Source organism: Sphingomonas sp. BE123, assembly GCF_031456015.1.
GTDB lineage: Bacteria > Pseudomonadota > Alphaproteobacteria > Sphingomonadales > Sphingomonadaceae > Sphingomonas.
Map to the genome: position 1 here is coordinate 1,070,729 of NZ_JAVDTW010000001.1, position 18,420 is coordinate 1,089,148.

The following is an 18,420-nucleotide window of genomic DNA, read 5'->3' on the forward strand; positions in this document are numbered from 1 at the left end:
TTCCCCATCGCCGCTGATCGCGCGCCTCCCCAACGCCCGCGTCCCGCTCACACGGTCCTGCCGCGATGATCGATGCAATCGGCGCAGCGCTCGCGCCGCACCAGCCGCTGCTGGGCCTCGCGTTCATCGTCGCACTGTTCATCGCCTTTGCGACCGAGCGCTTCCCGCCGGTGACGATCGCGGTGTTCGGTACCGCTGCGGCGATTGCCTTTGGCTGGCTGACCCCCGACATGGTCGGCGCGTCCTTTGCCAACCCGGCACCAATCACCATCGCCGCCTTTTTCGTCCTGTCGAGCGCACTGGTCCGCACCGGCGCGATCGAGGCGGTGGCGAGCGCGCTGGTCCGCCGCGCCGCCAATGCCCCCCGCCGCACGGTCGGGGAAATGTTCCTGGGCGCGGCCGCGGCCCCGGCCTTCATCAACAACACGCCGGTCGTCATCGTACTGATCCCGATCGTCAAGCGGCTGGCCAAGGCGGTACAGATCCCGGTCACGCGCATGCTGATCCCGCTCTCCTATCTCAGCATTCTGGGCGGCACGCTGACCTTGGTCGGCACTTCGACCAATCTGCTGGTCGATGGCGTCGCGCGGGCGCAGGGACAGCCGGGCTTTGGCATTTTCGACATCACCCTGGTCGGGCTGTGCACCATGGCCGCCGGCGTCGCGACGATGCTGATCCTCGGCCCGCGGCTGCTCCCCGCGCGCGACGATGACGACAGCGCCGACCAGCATCACCTGACCTATCTGACCGACCTGCAGCTGATCGGCGAACTGGCCGACCGGCCACCGATGATCTCGGAGCTCGGCTTCCTCAAGCGCGACGCCGTTCGGCTGATCGGAGTCCGGCGCGGCAACGACCTGCTGCGCGATCCCGCGCCCGATTTCGTGGTAACGGGCGAGGACCGGTTGGTCATCTCCGCTTCGGCCGACGAGCTGGACGGGCTGGCGCGCCGCAGCGATGTGCGCGTCGGGCTGCAGAATGTCGGCCAGCCGATCCGCCTGTCGGAAGATGCGCGCGCCGAGGATGTGCGGCTGATCGGCGTGACCATCGCGCCGTCGCACCCGACGCTGGGTCGCCAGCTGCGCGAAATCCCGTTCCTGTCCAACCTGCCCGCGCGCATCCTGGGCGTTGGCCGTGCGCGCCACCTGCCCGGCCCGTTTCTGGGCAGCGTCAGGCTGCGCGCCGCCGACAATCTGCTCGTCGCCGCCGATGCGAACGCCGCCGCAGCGCTGCGCGACAATCCGAACCTGATCGTCGGGGATACCAGCGCGGTGCGCGCCTATCGCCGCCGCCGCGCGCCGATCGCGGTGCTCACGCTCGCCGCAGTGGTGCTGCTCGCCGCGCTCGGCATCGCGCCGATCCTCACGCTGGCGATCCTTGGCGTCGGGATCGTCCTCGTCACCGGCTGTATCGATCCGGAAGAGGCATGGAATTCGATCGACGGCAGCGTGCTGGTGCTGATCCTGGCCATGCTCGGCATCGGCGCGGCGCTCGACCGGATCGGCACGGTCGGGCTGGTCGTCGAAACGGCCTCACCCTGGCTCGGCACGCTGTCCCCGCTCGCGCTGATCCTCGTCCTCTATTTCCTGACCTCGATCCTGACCGAGGCGGTGACCAACAATGCGGTCGCCGTGATCATGACCCCGGTCGCGATCGGCCTCGCCCAGGCGACCGGGAACGATCCCACCGCGCTGATCGTCGCGGTCATGTTCGCCGCCTCGGCCAGCTTCGCCACGCCGATCGGCTATCAGACCAACACCATGGTCTATGCTGCCGCCGATTATCGCTTTTCCGATTTCGTCAAAATCGGCATCCCGATGAACGTGATCGTCGGCGTCGCCACCTGCATCGCGATCCACCTGCTGATCAGCTGATCGCAGCTCAGCGCCGCTGAATGCGGCGCCTGAACGATCAGTCCAGATTGGGCCGCAAATAGCGCTCCGCCAGCTCGACGCTGATCCCCCGCCGCGCGGCATAATCCTCCAGCTGGTCACGCCCGACCCGCGCCACGCCGAAATATTCGGCCTGCGGATGGCCGAAATAGAAGCCGCTGACCGCTGCGGTCGGCAGCATCGCAAAGCTCTCGGTCAGGCTGATGCCGGTCGCATGGTGCGCGTCGAGCATCTCGAACAGCACCGGCTTCAGGCTGTGCTCGGGGCAGGCGGGATAGCCCGGTGCCGGGCGGATGCCGCGATATTGTTCCTTGATCAGCGCCTCATTGGTCAGTTGCTCGCCCTCGGCATAGCCCCACAAAGCCGTGCGCACGAAGTGATGCAACCGCTCGGCGAACGCCTCGGCCAGACGGTCGGCCAGCGCCTTGAGCAGGATGTCCGAATAATCGTCGATCGCCGCCTTGAACCGCGCCAGATGCGGTTCGATGCCGTGGATCGACACGGCAAAGCCGCCGATCCAGTCGCCCTGCCGGTCGATGAAATCGGCGAGGCACATATTGGCCCGCCCCTCGCGCTTCTGGATCTGCTGGCGCAGCATGGGCAGCGTATAGTGCTTCTCGTCCTCGACATGGACGATGATGTCGTCGCCCTGCCGACGGCACGGCCACAGTCCGACAACGCCGCGCGCGGTGAGCCAGCGTTCCTCGATGATCTTGTCGAGCATCTTCTGCGCATCGGCGAACAGGCTGGTCGCGCTCTCGCCAACCACTTCGTCCTCCAGAATCGCCGGGTAATTGCCTGCCAGCTCCCAGGCGCGGAAGAACGGGGTCCAGTCGATATACTGGCGCAGATCCTTCAGGTCCCAGTCGGGGAATGTGTGAACACCGGGCATGCGCGGCTTGCCGGGCTTCAGGCTCATGTCGGCCTCGAACGCATTGGCGCGCGCGGTTTCGAGCGGCACGAGGTCGCTCTGCCCCTTGTTGGCGCGGGCGATGCGCACCGCTTCATATTCGTCGGCGATCTTGGCGACATAATCGTCGCGGATCGTGTCGGAGACGAGCGTGGTCGCGACACCGACCGCGCGGCTCGCGTCGAGCACATGCACCACCGGCCCGTCATAGGCCGGCGCGATCTTGAGCGCGGTATGCACCTTCGACGTGGTCGCGCCGCCGATCAGCAGCGGCATGGTCATGCCGGAGCGCTTCATCTCCTCCGCCACCGTCACCATCTCGTCGAGCGAGGGGGTGATCAGGCCCGACAGGCCGATCATGTCGGCGTCATTCTCATGCGCTGCCTGCAGGATCGTCGACCACGGGACCATCACGCCCAAGTCCACCACCTCGAACCCGTTGCACTGCAGGACGACGCCGACGATGTTCTTGCCGATGTCATGCACGTCGCCCTTGACGGTCGCCATGATGACCTTGCCCTTGCCCTTCGCGCCCGGCTCCTTCGCCGCCTCGATATAGGGGAGGAGGTGCGCGACCGCCTTCTTCATCACGCGCGCGCTCTTCACCACCTGCGGCAGGAACATCTTGCCCGATCCGAACAGGTCGCCGACGACGTTCATCCCGTCCATCAACGGCCCTTCGATCACGTCGATCGGCTTGGCGGCCTTTTGCCGGCACTCCTCGGTATCCTCGACCACATATTGGTCGATGCCCTTGACCAGCGCATGCTCCAGCCGCTTCTCGACCGCCCAGCCGCGCCATTCCGCCGCCTGCTTCTCCGCCACCGCGTCGGTGCCGCGAAACTTCTCGGCCAGCGCGACCAGCCGGTCGCCCGCCTCGGGATCGCGGTTGAGGATCACGTCCTCGCACGCGGTGCGCAGCTCGGGATCGATCGTGTCATAGACGTCGAGCTGCCCGGCATTGACGATCGCCATGTCGAGGCCCGCAGGGATCGCGTGATACAGGAACACGCTGTGCATCGCGCGCCGCACCGGCTCGTTGCCGCGGAAGCTGAACGACAGGTTCGACAGACCGCCCGAAAAATGGACATGCGGGCAGCGCGCCTTGATCTCCTTCACCGCCTCGATGAAATCGACGCCGTAATTATTGTGCTCCTCGATCCCGGTCGCGACCGCGAACACATTGGGATCGAAGATGATGTCCTCGGGCGGGAAGCCGATGCCCATCAGCTCCTTGTACGCGCGCTCGCAAATCTCGACCTTGCGCGCCTGGGTATCGGCCTGTCCGACCTCGTCGAACGCCATCACCACCACCGCCGCGCCATAGTTCATGCACTTGCGCGCATGCTCCAGGAATTGCGGCACGCCTTCCTTCATGCTGATCGAATTGACGATCGGCTTGCCCGAAACGCATTTCAGCCCCGCCTCGATCACGTCCCATTTGGAGCTGTCGATCATCACCGGCACGCGCGCGATGTCCGGTTCCGCCGCGATCAGCTTGAGGAAGGTCGTCATCGCCTCGTGCGCGTCGAGCAGGCCTTCGTCCATGTTGACGTCGATCACCTGCGCGCCATTCTCGACCTGCTGCCGCGCGACCTCGACCGCGGCGGTATAGTCGCCTGCCATGATCAGCTTCTTGAACTTGGCCGAGCCGGTAACGTTGGTGCGCTCGCCGATATTGACGAAGGCGGTGGAGGTGGTGGCAGTCGAGGTCATGGTTTTCTCTTCTATCCCCCTCTCCCCTCCGGGGAGAGGGTCGGGGAGAGGGGGAGTGTGTCTTGATTCATTTGTCGGGAAAGGAACCGCATCGTCCTGCCCCTCTCCCAACCCTCTCCCCTGAAGGGGAGAGGGCTATTCACGTCACGCCGCCATCACGAACGGCTCCAGCCCCGCGAGCTGCGTCCGCACCGGCGGCACCGGGATCGCGCGCGGGGGCAGGTCCTTCACCGCATCGGCAATCGCCTTGATATGCGCCGGGGTCGATCCGCAGCAGCCGCCGAGGATATTGACCTGCCCCTGATCGGCCCATTCCTTGACCAGGCCAGCCGTGGTCACCGGTGCCTCGTCATAGGCGCCCAGTTCGTTGGGCAGGCCGGCGTTCGGGTAGACCATGATCAGCGTGTCACAGAGCTTCGACAGCGTCGCGACATGCGGGCGCAACTGCTCGGCCCCGAACGAGCAGTTGAGCCCGATCGTCACCGGCTTGGCGTGCCGGATCGCCGCCCAGAACGCCTCGACCGTATGCCCTGACAGATTGCGGCCCGACAGGTCGGTCAGCGTCATCGACATCATGATCGGCAAATCGCGGCCCAGCGCCTCGCCCGCCTCGATCGCTGCCATCACCCCGGCCTTGGCGTTCAGCGTGTCGAACACCGTCTCGATCAGGATGAAGTCCACCCCACCCTCGACCAGCGCGTCGATCTGTTCGCGATACACGTCCTTCAGCGTATCGAAATCGATCTCGCGATAGCCCGGATCGTTGACGTCGGGCGACAGCGACAGCGTCTTGTTGGTCGGGCCAAGCGCCCCGGCGACGAAGCGCGGACGGCCGTCCTTTGCCTCGAACTCGTCGGCGATGCTGCGCGCCAGCCTGGCGCTCTCGACATTGATCTCGCGCACCAGATGCTCGGCGCCGTAATCGGCCTGGCTGATGCGGTTGGCGGAGAAGGTGTTGGTCTCGGCGATATCCGCCCCCGCCTCGAAATAGGCGCGGTGGATGCTCGCGGGCACATCCGGGCGGGTCAGCGCGAGGATGTCGTTATTGCCCTTCTGATCGTGGCTGAGGCCGAGATTGCCGGCATAGGCCGCCTCGTCCAGCTTCCAGTTCTGGATCTCGGTCCCGAATGCGCCATCGGTGATCAGGATGCGCTTGGCCGCTTCGGCCAGCAGTTTCTCGCGTGGTGTCATCATCTTCTTCCTTAGCCCCTCCCCTTCAGGGGAGGGGTTGGGGTGAGGCCTATAGTCTTGGTGGGCGGTCTCGGTGAGATTTCACTGCCCCACCCCCAAACCCTCCCCTCAAGGGGAGGGGCTTTTTGATTTAAGCCGCCACGCTCGCCGCCGCGCCGCGCGGGCGCACGCCCAGCAGGTGGCAGATCGCGTAGCTCAGCTCGGCCCGGTTGAGCGTGTAGAAGTGGAACTGCCGCACGCCGCCCGAATAGAGATTGCGGCACAGCTCGGCCGCCAGCGTCGCGGCGACCAGCTGGCGCGCAGCGGGACGGTCATCGAGGCCGTCGAACAGCCGCGCCATCCATGCCGGCACTTCGGTGCCGCACATTGCCGACATCTTCTGGACGGCGGCAAAGCTCATCACCGGCATGATCCCCGGCACGATCTCCGCGTCGATCCCCGCCGCCGCCGCGGCATCGCGGAAGCGCAGAAAGGTATCGGCCTCGAAGAAGAACTGCGTGATCGCGCGGTTCGCACCGGCATCGATCTTGCGCTTGAGGTTGTCCAGATCATGCGCCGCATCGGGCGAATCCGGGTGGCATTCGGGATAGGCCGCCACCGAAATCTCGAACGGGTGCAGCTTGCGCAGCCCCGCGACCAGATCGGCGGCATTCTCGTAGCCCCCGGGATGCGTTGCATATTTCTCACCCGCACGCGGCGGATCGCCGCGCAGCGCGACGATATGGCGCACGCCGGCTGCCCAATATTCCTCCGCCACCGCGTCGATCTCGGCCTTGGTCGCGTCGACACAGGTCAGGTGCGCGGCGACCGCGATCGGCGTTTCGCGCGCGATCCGGGCGACGGTATTGTGCGTCCGCTCGCGCGTGGTCCCGCCCGCGCCATAGGTCACCGACACGAAGCGCGGGTCGAACGGGCTCAGCGTCTCGACCGACTCCCACAGCGTCTTTTCCATCGCTTCGGTCTTGGGCGGGAAGAATTCGAAGCTGACGTCGATATCGCCCGCGACATCGGCGAACAGCGGCGTGGCAATGGTGCCGGACTCGATACTCATGCTGCCTTTACCTCACTCACTGGCAGGTGTTCCCCCGGCCGCCCCGTCTTGCGGGCCAGCCATAATTTCACGGTCAGCGCGCCGCCCTCCAGCGTCTGGGTCTGGACCGGGGCCAGGCCCGCACGGGCGAACCAGCCAAGCATCTGCGCGTCCGAAAATCCCAGTCGCACATGCCCCTCGCGCGTGCGCAGCTCTTCGCGCTCGTGCGGGGCGAAATCGGCGATGAGCAATTGCCCGCCGGACCCGAGCACCCGCGCCGCCTCCCCGATCGCCGCCGCGGGCTGCTGTGCGAAGTGCAGCACATGGTGCAGGATCGCGGCATCCGCCTCGCCATCGCTCATCGGCAGCGCGTACAGATCGGCCTGGCGCAGCTCGGCATTGGCGATGCCCTGCTCCGACAATTTGGCGCGCGCCAGCCGCAGCATTTCGGACGACCGGTCGATGCCCAGCGCCCGCTCGGCGCGCGGCGCGAACAATTCCAGCATGCGACCGGTGCCGGTGCCGATATCGATCAGCCGGGCAATCCGCGCCTCGCCCAGCACCGCCAGCATCGCCGCCTCGACCTGCTCCTCGGCGACATGCAGCGACCGGATCGCATCCCATTCGCCGGCATGCGCCTCGAACCATTCGGCGGCGGCGGCGGCGCGGTCGGCGCGCACCGCGGCGAGCCGTGCGCTGTCGGCCAGCGTCCAGTGATCCTCGCCCTCGCTGCGCCAGGTGTCGAGCGCGGCAAAGACCGGCCCCGTGCGCCGCGCATCGCCCAGTGCAACGAACACCCAGCTGCCTTCCTTGCGCCGCTCGGCCAGCCCCGCATCGCACAGGATCTTCACATGGCGCGACACCCGCGGCTGGCTCTGCCCCAGCACCTGCGCCAGCTCACCCACCGACAACTCCATGGCGCGCAGCAGCGCAAGGATGCGCAGCCGCGTCGAATCCGCCAGAGCGCGGAAGGTGTCGAGTGCCGTTGTCATGGGCATAGAGATATAAAGATATCTTTATATGCCGTCAATGCGAGTGTGCGTTTCATTCCTCCCTGCCCCGTAGGGAAGGTGGCAGCAAAGCTGACGGCGGGGTCGCCGCGTTGAGCGAAGGAATTCTGCCGGGCTGTTCGCGGCTGTCTGCGCAGCTGCCCCTCCACCACCCGCGACGCGGGCGGCCCCCCTCCCCTGCTGCGCAAGGGGGCGGACTGGAAGATCAGGCCGCTCGCGCTTCCTCGGTGATCGGCACCAGTGCCGACAGAAACTGCCCGGCACTCGCCTCCCAGGTGAAGCTGCGCCCATAGGCGGCACAGGCGGCGCGATCGCGCGTCAGCGCCTGTGCGATCGCGGTATCGAGGTCGTCGGCAAGCGCGCCGGTGGTGTCGGTCACGATGTCGACCGGGCCGGTCACCGGATAGGCCGCGACCGGGGTGCCGCATGCCAGCGCCTCGATCATCACCAGCCCGAACGTGTCGGTCTTGCTCGGAAAGACGAACACGTCGGCGGCGCGATAGGCCTGGGCCAGTTCTTCGCCGAACATCGGCCCCATGAACCGCGCTTCGGGATAGTTCGCCGCCAGCGCGGCGCGCGCCGGACCGTCGCCGACCACGAACTTGGTCCCGGGATGGCCCGAGGCGAGAAACGCCTCCAGATTCTTTTCGACCGCGACGCGGCCGACATAGAGCTGGACCGGGCCGGGCTGGCCGGTCATCGCGGGATGGCGTGCGCCTTCGGGATGGAAGCAGCCGAGATCGACCCCGCGCCCCCAATGCCGCACATGCGGCAGGCCATGGTCGACCAGCGCCTGCCGGATCGATGCGGTCGAGGCGAGGATCGACTGTGCCGGGGCATGGAACCAGCGGATATAGCGCCACACCCATTCCGCCGGAACGCCCGAACGCGCCTCGACATAATCGGGAAATTGCGTGTGATAGGCGGTGGTGAACGGGAAATCATGCCGCAGGCACCAGCGCCGCGCCGCAACGCACACCGGCCCCTCGGTCGCCAGATGCACCGCCTGGGGCGAGAAGGCGTCGAGCAGGTCGCCGATCGTCCGGCTACGCACCATCGCCAGCCGGATTTCGGGATAGGTCGGGCATGGCACCGAGTAGAAGCGGTCGGGCGAGATCACCATGATCTGGTGCCCCTGCCCCTCCAGCACCCGCCGCACCGACTGCAGCGTCCGCACCACCCCGTTCACCTGGGGCTCCCAGGCGTCGGTCACGATCGCGATCCGCATCCCGCTGTCGCTCAAGCCGCTACGCGCTCCTCGACCCGTTCGGGGCCGAGGTCACGCGCTGCGATCTCATCGGCCCAATGGAGAATTTCCATCCGGCCATCGTAATGCTCGACCAGCGCGGTGCAACCCTCGACCCAGTCGCCGTCGTTGTAATATTGAATGCCGTCGATCGTCCGCATTTCCGCAGTGTGGATATGCCCGGCAACGACGCCGTCGACGCCGCGCGCGCCGGCCTCCTTGGCAACGATTTCCTCAAAGCCGCAGATGAATTCGACCGCGTTCTTGACCTTCTGCTTGGCGTGCTTGCTCAGCGACCAATAGGGCAGCCCGCGCCAGCTGCGATATTTGTTGCACCAGCGGTTGAGCGCCATCACCGCCGTGTACGCCGCGTCGCCGACATGGGCGAGCCAGCGGTGGCTCAGCGTGATCGCGTCGAACTCGTCCCCATGCAGCACCAGCAGGCGGCGGCCGTCGGCGGTCTGATGGATCGCCTGGCGCTTGATCTCGACCCCGCCGAAGCTGAGGCCGGTGAACTGCCGGAAAATCTCGTCGTGATTGCCGGGGATGTAGATCACGCGAGAACCGCGCTTGGCGCGCTTCAGGATGCGCCACACGATGTCGTTATGCGCCGCCGGCCAGTAGAATTTCTTCTTGAGCTGCCACCCGTCGATGATGTCCCCGACCAGATAGATCGTGTCGCTGTCGACATGATCCAGAAAGTCGATCAGCATCTCCGCATTGCAGCCGCGCGTGCCGAGATGGATGTCGCTGATCCAGATCGTCCGATACTGACGACGCCCACCGATCGTCTTCTCCGGAATCGTCGGATCGGCGGCGGTGAAGTCGGCGAAGTCCGCGACATTGGTGTCGAACGGAAGTCGAGTGATCGTGGCCATGAATGCGCCCCGTGCAATGCCCTTGCCCGGCTCGCCTATGGCGTTGGAATGTTACAGCTGACGGGGCGGGCCCGTCACCGAAATGTCACGCCGATATCGCGATATAGCCATCTAGCCCGGCGACCCGCGCCAGCCATGCACGTACCGCCGGAAACGGTGCCAGCGCGAACCCGCCCTCTTCCGCGACATGGGTATATGCATAGAGGCAGATGTCGGCGAGGCTCGGCGCACGCCCCACGAACCAGTCGCGATCCGCCAGATGCTCGTCCATCAGCTGCAGCGCCGCCACCCCCGCCGCACGCTTCCCCGGCAGCAACGCGCGCTGCAGATCGTCGAGATTGCCCTCCCCGACCCAGCCCATCCAGAACCGCACCGTCGCGATGTTCGGTTCGTGATTATATTGTTCCCAGAACATCCACCGCAGCATGTCCGCGCGGTCGAACGGGTCGGCCGGGATCAGCGCAGTGCCATCGGCAAGATACCAGCATGCCGCATTGCTCTCGGGCAGAAACCGGTTGCCATCCTGCAGCACCGGAATGCGCCCATTGGCGTTGACGCTCGCGAGGAAGTCCGCCGTCCGCGTCTCCCCCGCCAGTATGTCATAGCTGCGCCGCTCGATCGCCGTGCCGGTCAGCGCGGCGGTCAGGCGGATCTTGTAGCAATTCCCCGACGGGGCATATTCATGCAGGATCAGCGGCATCGCCCTTCTCCTTCGGCGCATCTGCAGCCGATTTGACGAGCCCGTCGAGCGATCCGCCCGAAAAGCCCAGTTCCTTCATCAGCCCGTCCAGCATCGGCGCCTGCGCGCGATAGCGCAGCGCGGCGGCGACGGCGTTGTCGGCCAGATTGCCGTCGCCCTGGCCCGCCGCGCCGGCCGGTGCCGAACCGGCGCCGCCACCGGCGGTCAGCCCGTCGACCTGCACGATCTTGATGCTGTCGATCGCCTCCATCGGCTTGACCGATTCGCGGATCACGTCGGGCAGGACCTTGAGCAGCGCCAGCTTGGTCTGCAGCGAAATCTGGTCGGACGACAACAGGTTCGCCGCCTCGTTCACCGCGCGCTGACCCGCTGCCTCGACCTCGAACCGCACCCGGTCGGCCTCGGCGCGCAGCTTGGCGGCTTCGGCCTCGCCCTCGGCGACCAGCCGTGCCGCCTCGGCGCGATCCGCCGCCGCCGCCTTCTCGGCCTCGGCCTCGACCCGCACGCTGATCGCTGCGCGCTCGGCCTCACGCGCCGCGTCGATCAGTTCGATCCGCTTGGTACGCTCGGCAATCTCGGTCTCGCGTGAGGTGACGACCTGTTCCTCCGCTGCGACCGCCTTGGCGCGTGCCGCATCGGCTTCGGCCTTGGCCTGGCTTTCCTCGCGGCTCTTGTTCTGCACCGCGATCTGCTGTTCCTGCCGCGCAAGTTCCAGCGCCTGTTGCTGCGCGATCTTGGCTTCCTGCACCGCGCGGTCGGCCTCGATCTGCTGGCTGTCGACCAGCTTCTTCGCCTCGATCTTCGCCTGATCGGCTTCCTGCTGGCGCAGCGCCTGTTCGCGCGCGACCTCGGCCGCCTGCGCGGCGCGGCGCATCTCCACCTCGCGCTCCTGTTCCAGCCGCGCGAATTCGGTGTCGCGCCCGATCAGGAACGACTGGCGCTGCGCCTCGAGATTCTTGGTCTCGATCTGGACCCGCGTATCCTGCTCGATGTCGTTGCGCGCCTTTTTGCGCAGCTCGATCTGCTCGGTCAGCTTGGTCAGACCCTCGGCGTCGAACGCGTTATTGGCGTTGAAATGCTCGATGCTGGTCTGGTCGAGACCCGTCAGCGACACGCTCTCCAGCTCCAGCCCGTTCATCGCCAGATCGGCCGACGACACCTGCTGCACCTTCTGCACGAACTCGCTGCGCTGCTCGTGCAGCTGCGCCATCGTCATCCCCGCCGCGACCGAGCGCAGCGCGTCGACGAACTTGCCCTCGACCAGCTCCTTCAGCGCATCCGGGTTCATCGTGCGCAGGCCCAGCGTCTGCGCCGCCGTCGCGATCGACTGGCTGTCGGGCTTCACGCGGACATAGAATTCGGCCTTCACGTCGATGCGCAGCCGGTCGAGCGTGATCAGCGCGTCGGCATTCTTGCGCTCGACCGCCAGCCGCACCGTGTTCATGTTGACCGGCATCGTCTCATGAAACACCGGCAGCACCAGCGCACCGCCGTTGATCACGACCTTCTCCCCGCCAAAGCCGGTACGGACGAAGCCGATCTCCTTCGACGCGCGCTTGTACAGCCGCGCGATGATCAGCCCGACGATCAGCAGCGTGAGCAAGCCCGCGCCCGGATAGATCAGATAGGGCAGGATCGATCCCCCCGTGGTGGCCACTTCCTGCATGCTTCAATCCCCCAGTTTCGGCAGATGATGATCGCCATAGGCGATCGCTCGAAAGACATCGCGCTCGCGCCGCACCAGCAGCACGCGCTCGCCTTCCTCGAAAACCTGTCCCGCATTGTCGGGCTCGACCATCAGGTAATGCGCCTGGCCGTGCCAGTCCTCGGCGCGCGCGCGCGCCGGCGATCCGGTGGTGGCGCGCCCGGTCAGGATCGTCGCGCCGCTGCCCACCAGCGTATCGAGATCGATCGCGGTCGTGTGATCCTGCGGTAAAATCGGCGCGATCAGCCGTGCCGACAGCGCGGTTGCGGGCAGCGCGAGCACCCCCGCGCCGGGCACCGCGGCCCAGCCCGGCAGCAAGATGCCGAACAGGTCGCGCGCCAGCTGCTGCCCGATCAGCCCGATCAGGCCAAAGCTCGCCAGCAGCAGCACGACGACCACCAGCAGCGGCACCCGCCCGAACCCCAGCCAGTCGAGCCAGTCGGGCGCATCGACATCGGCGTCCCCGGCCAGCCCCACCGCCTGCACGATGCCGAGCAGCAGCATCAGCACGAGCGCCGATACGAAGACGATATTCTCCGGCGCTGACAGAAAGCCGAACACGTTGATTTCCCCCGATTCGCCGACAGTCTAGGGGCTAGCCCTGCGCCCTGCCAGCGAATCCGGACACGTCACAGCGTCAGGACGATCTTCCCCATATGCGCGCCGCTCTCCATCCGGCGATGCGCCTCGGCCGCCTGTGCCAGCGGATAGGTGCGGTCGATCACCGGGCGCAGCCGACCCTCGGCAACGAACGGCCATACCGACCGGGACAGCTCGTCCGCGACCAGCGTCTTGAACGCGGTGTCGCGCGCGCGCAGCGTCGATCCGGTCAGCGTCAGGCGGCGGCGCATGATCTCGAACACCGGGACGGTCGCCATCGCCCCGCCCTGCACCGCGATCGACACATGCCGCCCGTCATCGGCCATGCACTTCAGGTTGCGCGCGACATAATCGCCGCCGACCATGTCGAGCACGACATTGACTCCGCGCCCCTCGGTCAGGTCCCTGACCCGCGTCACGAAATCTTCGGTCCTGTAGTTGATCGCATGATCCGCGCCGTGCGCCAGGCACGCCGCAACCTTCGCGTCACTCCCCGCCGTCACGATCACCGTGACCCCGAACAGATTGCACAGGCTGATCGCCATCGTGCCGATCCCGCTGGTCCCGCCATGGACCAGCGCGACGTCGCCCTCGCTGGCATAACCGCGCTCGAACAAATTGGTCCACACGGTGAACAGCGTTTCCGGGATTGCCGCTGCCTCGACCATCGACAGGCTTTCGGGCACCGACAGGCACTGGCCGAGCGGCGCGACCGCATATTCGGCATAGCCCCCGCCCGCCACCAGCGCACACATAGGCTGGCCGATCAGCTCGGGCGGCAGGTCCGCGCCGACCGCGACCACAATGCCCGCGACCTCCAGGCCCGGGATGGTGGTCACCCCCGGCGGCGGCGGATAGGCGCCCATACGCTGGATCACGTCGGGCCGGTTGACCCCGGCTGCGGCGACGCGGATCAGCACCTCGTCCGCGCGCGGCACCGGCACCGGGCGCTCGACCGGCACCAGCACCTCCGGCCCGCCGGGCTGCGCAGGATCGATGGCCGTCATCCGGTCGGGTAGGCTGGTCATGCGGATCCCCCTAGAACCGCGCCTGAATCGGGGCGAGTCCCGGTGACGTCAAGGCCGCAGTTGCGCAAAACGAACTAGGCTTCGTCCGTTGACAGCCGCGCGGGCGCGCGAAACGCTCGCGCAATGCCTGCCCTGACCCGCCCCGCCCTTATGGTCCTCGCGCTCGCCATCGCCACGCCTGCGGCGGCGCAGACCCTCGATCAGATGCCGTTGCCGGACGGGTTTCAGGCGGCGATCGAGAAAGGCGATCTGGCGCACGCGCAGGCGCTGATCGCCCCGGCGACCGATGCCTGCATCGCCGCCGACCCGTCTGCTGCGCGCTGCATCGACCTGCTCAACTGGCTGGCCTCGGTCGGACAGCGGCGCGAAGACCGCCCGCTCCAGTTGCGCGCCGCACGGCTCGCCGCCGCGGCCGCGTCGCACTATGCACCCGGCACCGCCTACGAATATTATGCGCTGTTCAACCTCTCGGGCGGCCTTGACCATTCGGGCACGCCGTTGGAGGCGGAGGCGCCCGCCCGCCGCGCGCTCGCCATTGCCGAGCGGCTCTGGCCCGAACCGAGCGACAATGTCGCGCTGATCTGCCGCGCCCTCGCGATCACGCTCACCGCGCTTGCCAAGCACGCCGAAGCGGCAACGCTGATGCGCCGCGCGGTCGCGATCCGGACCGCGCAGAGCGGGGCCGACTCGCTTGCCGCGCTCGATGCCGCCCGCGTGCTTGGCGTGACACTCGGCGCGGGCGGCCGGATCGGCGACGCGGTCGCGCTGCTCACCCGCACCGCCGACACCCTCGCCGCGCGCCACCCCGACCAGCACGCGGCCCGCGCCCGTGCCGAGGGCGACCTCGCCGTCGCGTTGAACGATGCCGGGCGCTATACCGAGGCGGCACAGCGCTATGCCGTGGCCATCGCGCTGTGGGAGCAGGTCGGCGAAACCGGTGAAAGCCTGGTCACCGCGCTCAACAACGCCGCGCGCAACTTTGTCGCCATGGGGGATTACGTGCGTGCCGAGCAGATCGACCGCGCGGTGCTGCGGATCAAGACGCTTCAGCTTGGCCCCGACGACCCCGCGCTGGCGCGGTCTTATGGCAATCTCGGCGTCGTGCTCGAAGCGCAGGGCAAGGTGGACGAGGCGCGCCCGCTGCTGCGCAAGGCGCTGGCGATGGCAATCGCCGCCTATGGCCCCGACCACGTCCGCACCGCGCCCTTTCGTGGCTATCTCGCCGACGCGTTGCCGCTGGCCGAGCAGGAGGGCGAGCGTCGCGCGCTTCTCGCCATCTACCGCACCCAACTTGGCCCCGGCCATCCCGATACGCTCAACGCGCTGGCCCAACTCGCCCACCTGCTCACCGCACGCGGCCGGCATGGCGAGGCGGAAGCGCTGCTGCGTGAGATCGTGGCGCAGGGCGAACGCACCTGGGGGCCGGATAATGTCAACTTCGCCGACTCGCTGATCGCGCTGGCATTGTCGCTGGCGCGCCAGCTGCGCCCCGGCACGCTGGCCGAAATGCGCGCGCTGATCGCGCGCGGGTGGGCGATCCAGCGCGCCGCCCTTGGCCCGGAGCATCCCGACACGATCGAATCCGCCATCTATCTCGCGCAGATGAGCGACGACACGCGCGCCCGCACCCTGTCCCGCTCCGCGCAGGCGGGCATCCTCGCCCGGATCAGCCGCGCGCGCGCCTTCGATCCCGCTGCCCAGGCCGAACTGCGCGGATTCGCGCCGCTCTTTGCCCAGGCGGTCCAGATCAGCTGGCGCCTCGCCCGCGCGCGCAGCGACGCCGCCGCGAAATAGTCCCGGCCAGCTTGACATCGCGCCGACACCGTCCGACCTTCGGACCATGGACGACGACCTCCCTCGCCGGACCGACGACCCCGCCGCACAGCTCGCGCGCCAGGATCTCGATCCTTTTTCGGTGTCGGATCTCGAAGCGCGGATCGCGCTGCTCGAGGCGGAAATCGCGCGATGCCGTACAATCCTTCAACGTGCCGTTAACCATCGCGCAAGCGCTGATGCGCTATTCAAGCGATGAACGGCGCACCGAACCCCGGGCATGACGCTATAAGATATGCGGGGGCAGGTGCGGCGCTTGATGCACGGTGCAACGCTTCCGACATAGGGGTGCACGGGCCGCGTATCCCCTGGCCCGACTGGAGTGACCTGAATGCCTAGTTTCGCCTCCGCCCTCGAATCCACCCTCCACCGCGCACTGGAAGCCGCGAGTTCGCGTCGCCATGAATATGCGACGCTCGAACATCTGCTGCTCGCGCTGGTGGACGATGAACATGCGTCCAAGGTGATGGGTGCGTGCGGGGTGGACTTGGGCGAGCTGAAAACCACCGTCGCCCATTATCTCGATACCGAGCTTCAGGCGCTGCGCGTCGACCAGACCACCGACCCCTCGCCGACCAGCGGGTTCCAGCGCGTCGTCCAGCGCGCGATCCTGCACGTCCAGTCGTCGGGCCGCGACGAAGTGACCGGCGCCAACGTGCTCGTCGCGCTGTTCAGCGAGCGCGAGAGCTATGCCGTCTATTTCCTGCAGCAGCAGGACATGAGCCGCCTCGACGCGGTGAGCTATATCAGCCACGGCGTCGGCAAGGGGTCGACCCCGGTCGAATCCGCTCCCCCCAAGGGCGCGGAAGAGGACAAGGCGCAGAAGAGCGACGGCAAGAAGGGCGAGAGCGCGCTCAAGCAGTTCACCGTCAACCTCAATGAAAAGGCCAAGACCGGCAAGATCGATCCGCTGATCGGCCGCGGGCCGGAGGTCGACCGCACCGTCCAGATCCTGTGCCGCCGCAGCAAGAACAACCCGCTCTATGTCGGCGACCCCGGCGTCGGCAAGACCGCGATCGCCGAGGGTCTGGCGCGCAAGATCATCGAGGGCGACGTGCCCGAAGTGCTCAAGGAAGCCGTGATCTACTCGCTCGACATGGGCGCGCTGCTCGCCGGCACGCGCTATCGCGGCGATTTCGAGGAGCGGCTGAAGCAGGTCGTGTCTGAGCTGGAAAAGCTGCCCCACGCGGTGCTGTTCATCGACGAGATTCACACCGTGATCGGCGCTGGCGCCACCAGCGGCGGCGCGATGGATGCCTCGAACCTGCTCAAGCCGGCTTTGTCGGGCGGCTCGATCCGCTGCATCGGTTCGACCACCTACAAGGAATTCCGCAATCACTTCGAAAAGGACCGCGCGCTGCTGCGCCGGTTCCAGAAGATCGACGTCAACGAACCGACGATCGAGGACACGATCAAGATCCTCGCCGGCCTGCGTTCGGCGTTCGAGGATCACCACAATGTCAAATACACCCCCGACGCGATCAAGTCGGCGGTGGAGCTCAGCTCGCGCTACATCAACGACCGCAAGCTGCCGGACAAGGCGATCGACGTGATCGACGAAGTCGGCGCGATGCAGATGCTGGTGCCGCCGTCCAAGCGCAAGAAGACGATCACGCCGAAGGAGATCGAACAGGTCATCGCGACCATGGCACGCATCCCGCCGAAAACGGTGTCGAGCGACGATACCAAGGTGCTGGCCAACATCGAAACCGACCTCAAGCGCGTCGTGTTCGGTCAGGACAAGGCGATCGAAGTGCTGTCGAGCGCGATCAAGCTCAGCCGCGCGGGCCTGCGCGATCCGGAAAAGCCGATCGGCAATTACCTGTTCTCGGGTCCGACCGGCGTCGGCAAGACCGAAGTGACCAAGCAGCTTGCCGAACTGCTCGGCATCCCGCTGCAGCGCTTCGACATGTCCGAATATATGGAACGCCACTCGGTCAGTCGCCTGATCGGTGCGCCTCCGGGCTATGTCGGATACGATCAGGGCGGCCTGCTCACCGACGCGATCGATCAGAACCCGCATTGCGTGCTGCTGCTCGACGAAATCGAAAAGGCGCATCCGGACCTGTTCAACATCCTGCTGCAGGTGATGGACAACGGCAAGCTGACCGACCACCACGGCAAGACGGTCGATTTCCGCAACGTCATCCTGATCATGACGACCAATGCCGGCGCGTCCGACATGGCGCGCGAGTCGATCGGTTTCGGCGAGATCAGCCGCGACGATGTTCAGGAAGACGCGGTGAAGAAGCTCTTCACCCCCGAATTCCGCAACCGTCTCGATGCGATCGTGCCGTTCGATTATCTCCCGACCAAGGTGGTCGAGCGGGTGGTGGAGAAGTTCATCCTCCAGCTCGAACTCCAGCTCGCCGACCGCAACGTCCATATCAGCCTGGACGATGAAGCCAAGGCGTGGCTCACCGAACGCGGCTATGACAAGCTCTACGGCGCACGCCCGATGGGCCGCCTGATCCAGGAAAAGATCAAGCAGCCGCTGGCCGAGGAACTGCTGTTCGGCAAGCTCGTCCATGGCGGCGAGGTCGAGGTGAAGCTGAAGGACAACGCGCTGACCTTCGCGATCACCCCGGCAGCCCCGAAGGGGTCGAAGAAGGGCGGAAAGAAGGCCCCGGCCAAGGCGAAATAACCCGCCTTACCGCCAGAAACCACGAAACCGCCCCGGT

14 protein-coding genes are annotated in these 18,420 nt (G+C 66.7%); 4 read left to right on the forward strand and 10 right to left on the reverse strand.

All coding sequences use genetic code 11. The features are described from left to right. Positions 1 to 65 precede the first annotated feature (65 nt). Positions 66 to 1,874: an SLC13 family permease gene (locus J2Y54_RS05440; protein WP_310037578.1), complete on the forward strand. Its 1,809-nt coding sequence runs from the start codon at positions 66 to 68 to the stop codon at positions 1,872 to 1,874. Positions 1,875 to 1,911: 37 nt separating this feature from the next. Here J2Y54_RS05440 and metH read toward each other — a convergent pair whose 3' ends face one another. From metH to J2Y54_RS05490, 10 genes are all read right to left on the reverse strand, one after another. Then, positions 1,912 to 4,518, reverse strand: coding sequence for a methionine synthase (metH, locus tag J2Y54_RS05445; protein WP_310037580.1), 2,607 nt, complete (start codon positions 4,516 to 4,518; stop codon positions 1,912 to 1,914). A 144-nt stretch (positions 4,519 to 4,662) separates the two neighbouring features. Continuing rightward, a complete protein-coding gene (locus tag J2Y54_RS05450) occupies positions 4,663 to 5,709 on the reverse strand; it encodes a homocysteine S-methyltransferase family protein (RefSeq protein WP_310038476.1) in 1,047 nt (348 codons plus the stop codon). A 130-nt stretch (positions 5,710 to 5,839) separates the two neighbouring features. Beyond that, positions 5,840 to 6,760 carry a methylenetetrahydrofolate reductase gene (gene metF, locus J2Y54_RS05455; RefSeq protein ID WP_310037582.1) on the reverse strand — a complete coding sequence of 307 codons (921 nt, stop codon included), beginning with the start codon at positions 6,758 to 6,760 and terminating at the stop codon, positions 5,840 to 5,842. Beyond that, on the reverse strand, positions 6,757 to 7,731 hold the full coding sequence (locus tag J2Y54_RS05460; RefSeq protein WP_310037585.1) for a metalloregulator ArsR/SmtB family transcription factor: 975 nt from the start codon (positions 7,729 to 7,731) through the stop codon (positions 6,757 to 6,759). Before J2Y54_RS05460 ends, metF begins: the two co-directional genes overlap by 4 nt. A gap of 223 nt (positions 7,732 to 7,954) precedes the next feature. Continuing rightward, positions 7,955 to 8,977 (reverse strand): glycosyltransferase family 1 protein, encoded by a 1,023-nt coding sequence (locus J2Y54_RS05465; RefSeq protein ID WP_310038477.1) that lies wholly within the window; start codon positions 8,975 to 8,977, stop codon positions 7,955 to 7,957. 11 nt (positions 8,978 to 8,988) lie between these two features. Continuing rightward, positions 8,989 to 9,873: a UDP-2,3-diacylglucosamine diphosphatase gene (locus J2Y54_RS05470; protein ID WP_310037588.1), complete on the reverse strand. Its 885-nt coding sequence runs from the start codon at positions 9,871 to 9,873 to the stop codon at positions 8,989 to 8,991. Positions 9,874 to 9,958: 85 nt separating this feature from the next. After that, the gene (locus J2Y54_RS05475) at positions 9,959 to 10,573 is read right to left on the reverse strand and encodes a glutathione S-transferase family protein (protein ID WP_310037590.1); all 615 of its coding nucleotides are present in this window, start codon (positions 10,571 to 10,573) and stop codon (positions 9,959 to 9,961) included. Then, positions 10,554 to 12,239 (reverse strand): flotillin domain-containing protein, encoded by a 1,686-nt coding sequence (locus tag J2Y54_RS05480; RefSeq protein WP_310037592.1) that lies wholly within the window; start codon positions 12,237 to 12,239, stop codon positions 10,554 to 10,556. The genes J2Y54_RS05475 and J2Y54_RS05480 overlap by 20 nt, the downstream gene beginning before the upstream one ends. Before the next feature lie 3 nt (positions 12,240 to 12,242). Beyond that, positions 12,243 to 12,839, reverse strand: coding sequence for a YqiJ family protein (locus tag J2Y54_RS05485; protein WP_310037594.1), 597 nt, complete (start codon positions 12,837 to 12,839; stop codon positions 12,243 to 12,245). A 68-nt stretch (positions 12,840 to 12,907) separates the two neighbouring features. Next, positions 12,908 to 13,906: an NAD(P)H-quinone oxidoreductase gene (locus J2Y54_RS05490; protein WP_310037596.1), complete on the reverse strand. Its 999-nt coding sequence runs from the start codon at positions 13,904 to 13,906 to the stop codon at positions 12,908 to 12,910. A gap of 123 nt (positions 13,907 to 14,029) precedes the next feature. Between J2Y54_RS05490 and J2Y54_RS05495 the strand changes: the two genes are divergently transcribed. From J2Y54_RS05495 to clpA, 3 genes are all read left to right on the forward strand, one after another. Further along, entirely contained in the window at positions 14,030 to 15,700 is a 1,671-nt protein-coding gene (locus J2Y54_RS05495; RefSeq protein WP_310037597.1) for a tetratricopeptide repeat protein, read from the forward strand. 46 nt (positions 15,701 to 15,746) lie between these two features. Then, positions 15,747 to 15,938 carry a DUF1192 domain-containing protein gene (locus J2Y54_RS05500; RefSeq protein WP_310037598.1) on the forward strand — a complete coding sequence of 64 codons (192 nt, stop codon included), beginning with the start codon at positions 15,747 to 15,749 and terminating at the stop codon, positions 15,936 to 15,938. Between the two features lie 132 nt (positions 15,939 to 16,070). Continuing rightward, positions 16,071 to 18,383 carry an ATP-dependent Clp protease ATP-binding subunit ClpA gene (gene clpA, locus J2Y54_RS05505; protein WP_310037600.1) on the forward strand — a complete coding sequence of 771 codons (2,313 nt, stop codon included), beginning with the start codon at positions 16,071 to 16,073 and terminating at the stop codon, positions 18,381 to 18,383. The last annotated feature ends 37 nt before the right edge of the window (positions 18,384 to 18,420 follow it).

Excerpts from the sequence above, each read along its gene's own strand:
- clpA (WP_310037600.1), top strand. The coding sequence starts at position 16,071 with ATGCCTAGTTTCGCCTCCGCCCTCGAATCCACCCTCCACCGCGCACTG.
- J2Y54_RS05475 (WP_310037590.1), bottom strand. The coding sequence starts at position 10,573 with ATGCCGCTGATCCTGCATGAATATGCCCCGTCGGGGAATTGCTACAAG.
- J2Y54_RS05460 (WP_310037585.1), bottom strand. The coding sequence starts at position 7,731 with ATGACAACGGCACTCGACACCTTCCGCGCTCTGGCGGATTCGACGCGG.
- metH (WP_310037580.1), bottom strand. The coding sequence starts at position 4,518 with ATGACCTCGACTGCCACCACCTCCACCGCCTTCGTCAATATCGGCGAG.
- J2Y54_RS05440 (WP_310037578.1), top strand. The coding sequence starts at position 66 with ATGATCGATGCAATCGGCGCAGCGCTCGCGCCGCACCAGCCGCTGCTG.
- metF (WP_310037582.1), bottom strand. The coding sequence starts at position 6,760 with ATGAGTATCGAGTCCGGCACCATTGCCACGCCGCTGTTCGCCGATGTC.
- J2Y54_RS05490 (WP_310037596.1), bottom strand. The coding sequence starts at position 13,906 with ATGACCAGCCTACCCGACCGGATGACGGCCATCGATCCTGCGCAGCCC.
- J2Y54_RS05465 (WP_310038477.1), bottom strand. The coding sequence starts at position 8,977 with ATGCGGATCGCGATCGTGACCGACGCCTGGGAGCCCCAGGTGAACGGG.
- J2Y54_RS05450 (WP_310038476.1), bottom strand. The coding sequence starts at position 5,709 with ATGACACCACGCGAGAAACTGCTGGCCGAAGCGGCCAAGCGCATCCTG.
- J2Y54_RS05480 (WP_310037592.1), bottom strand. The coding sequence starts at position 12,239 with ATGCAGGAAGTGGCCACCACGGGGGGATCGATCCTGCCCTATCTGATC.
- J2Y54_RS05495 (WP_310037597.1), top strand. The coding sequence starts at position 14,030 with ATGCCTGCCCTGACCCGCCCCGCCCTTATGGTCCTCGCGCTCGCCATC.
- J2Y54_RS05470 (WP_310037588.1), bottom strand. The coding sequence starts at position 9,873 with ATGGCCACGATCACTCGACTTCCGTTCGACACCAATGTCGCGGACTTC.
- J2Y54_RS05500 (WP_310037598.1), top strand. The coding sequence starts at position 15,747 with ATGGACGACGACCTCCCTCGCCGGACCGACGACCCCGCCGCACAGCTC.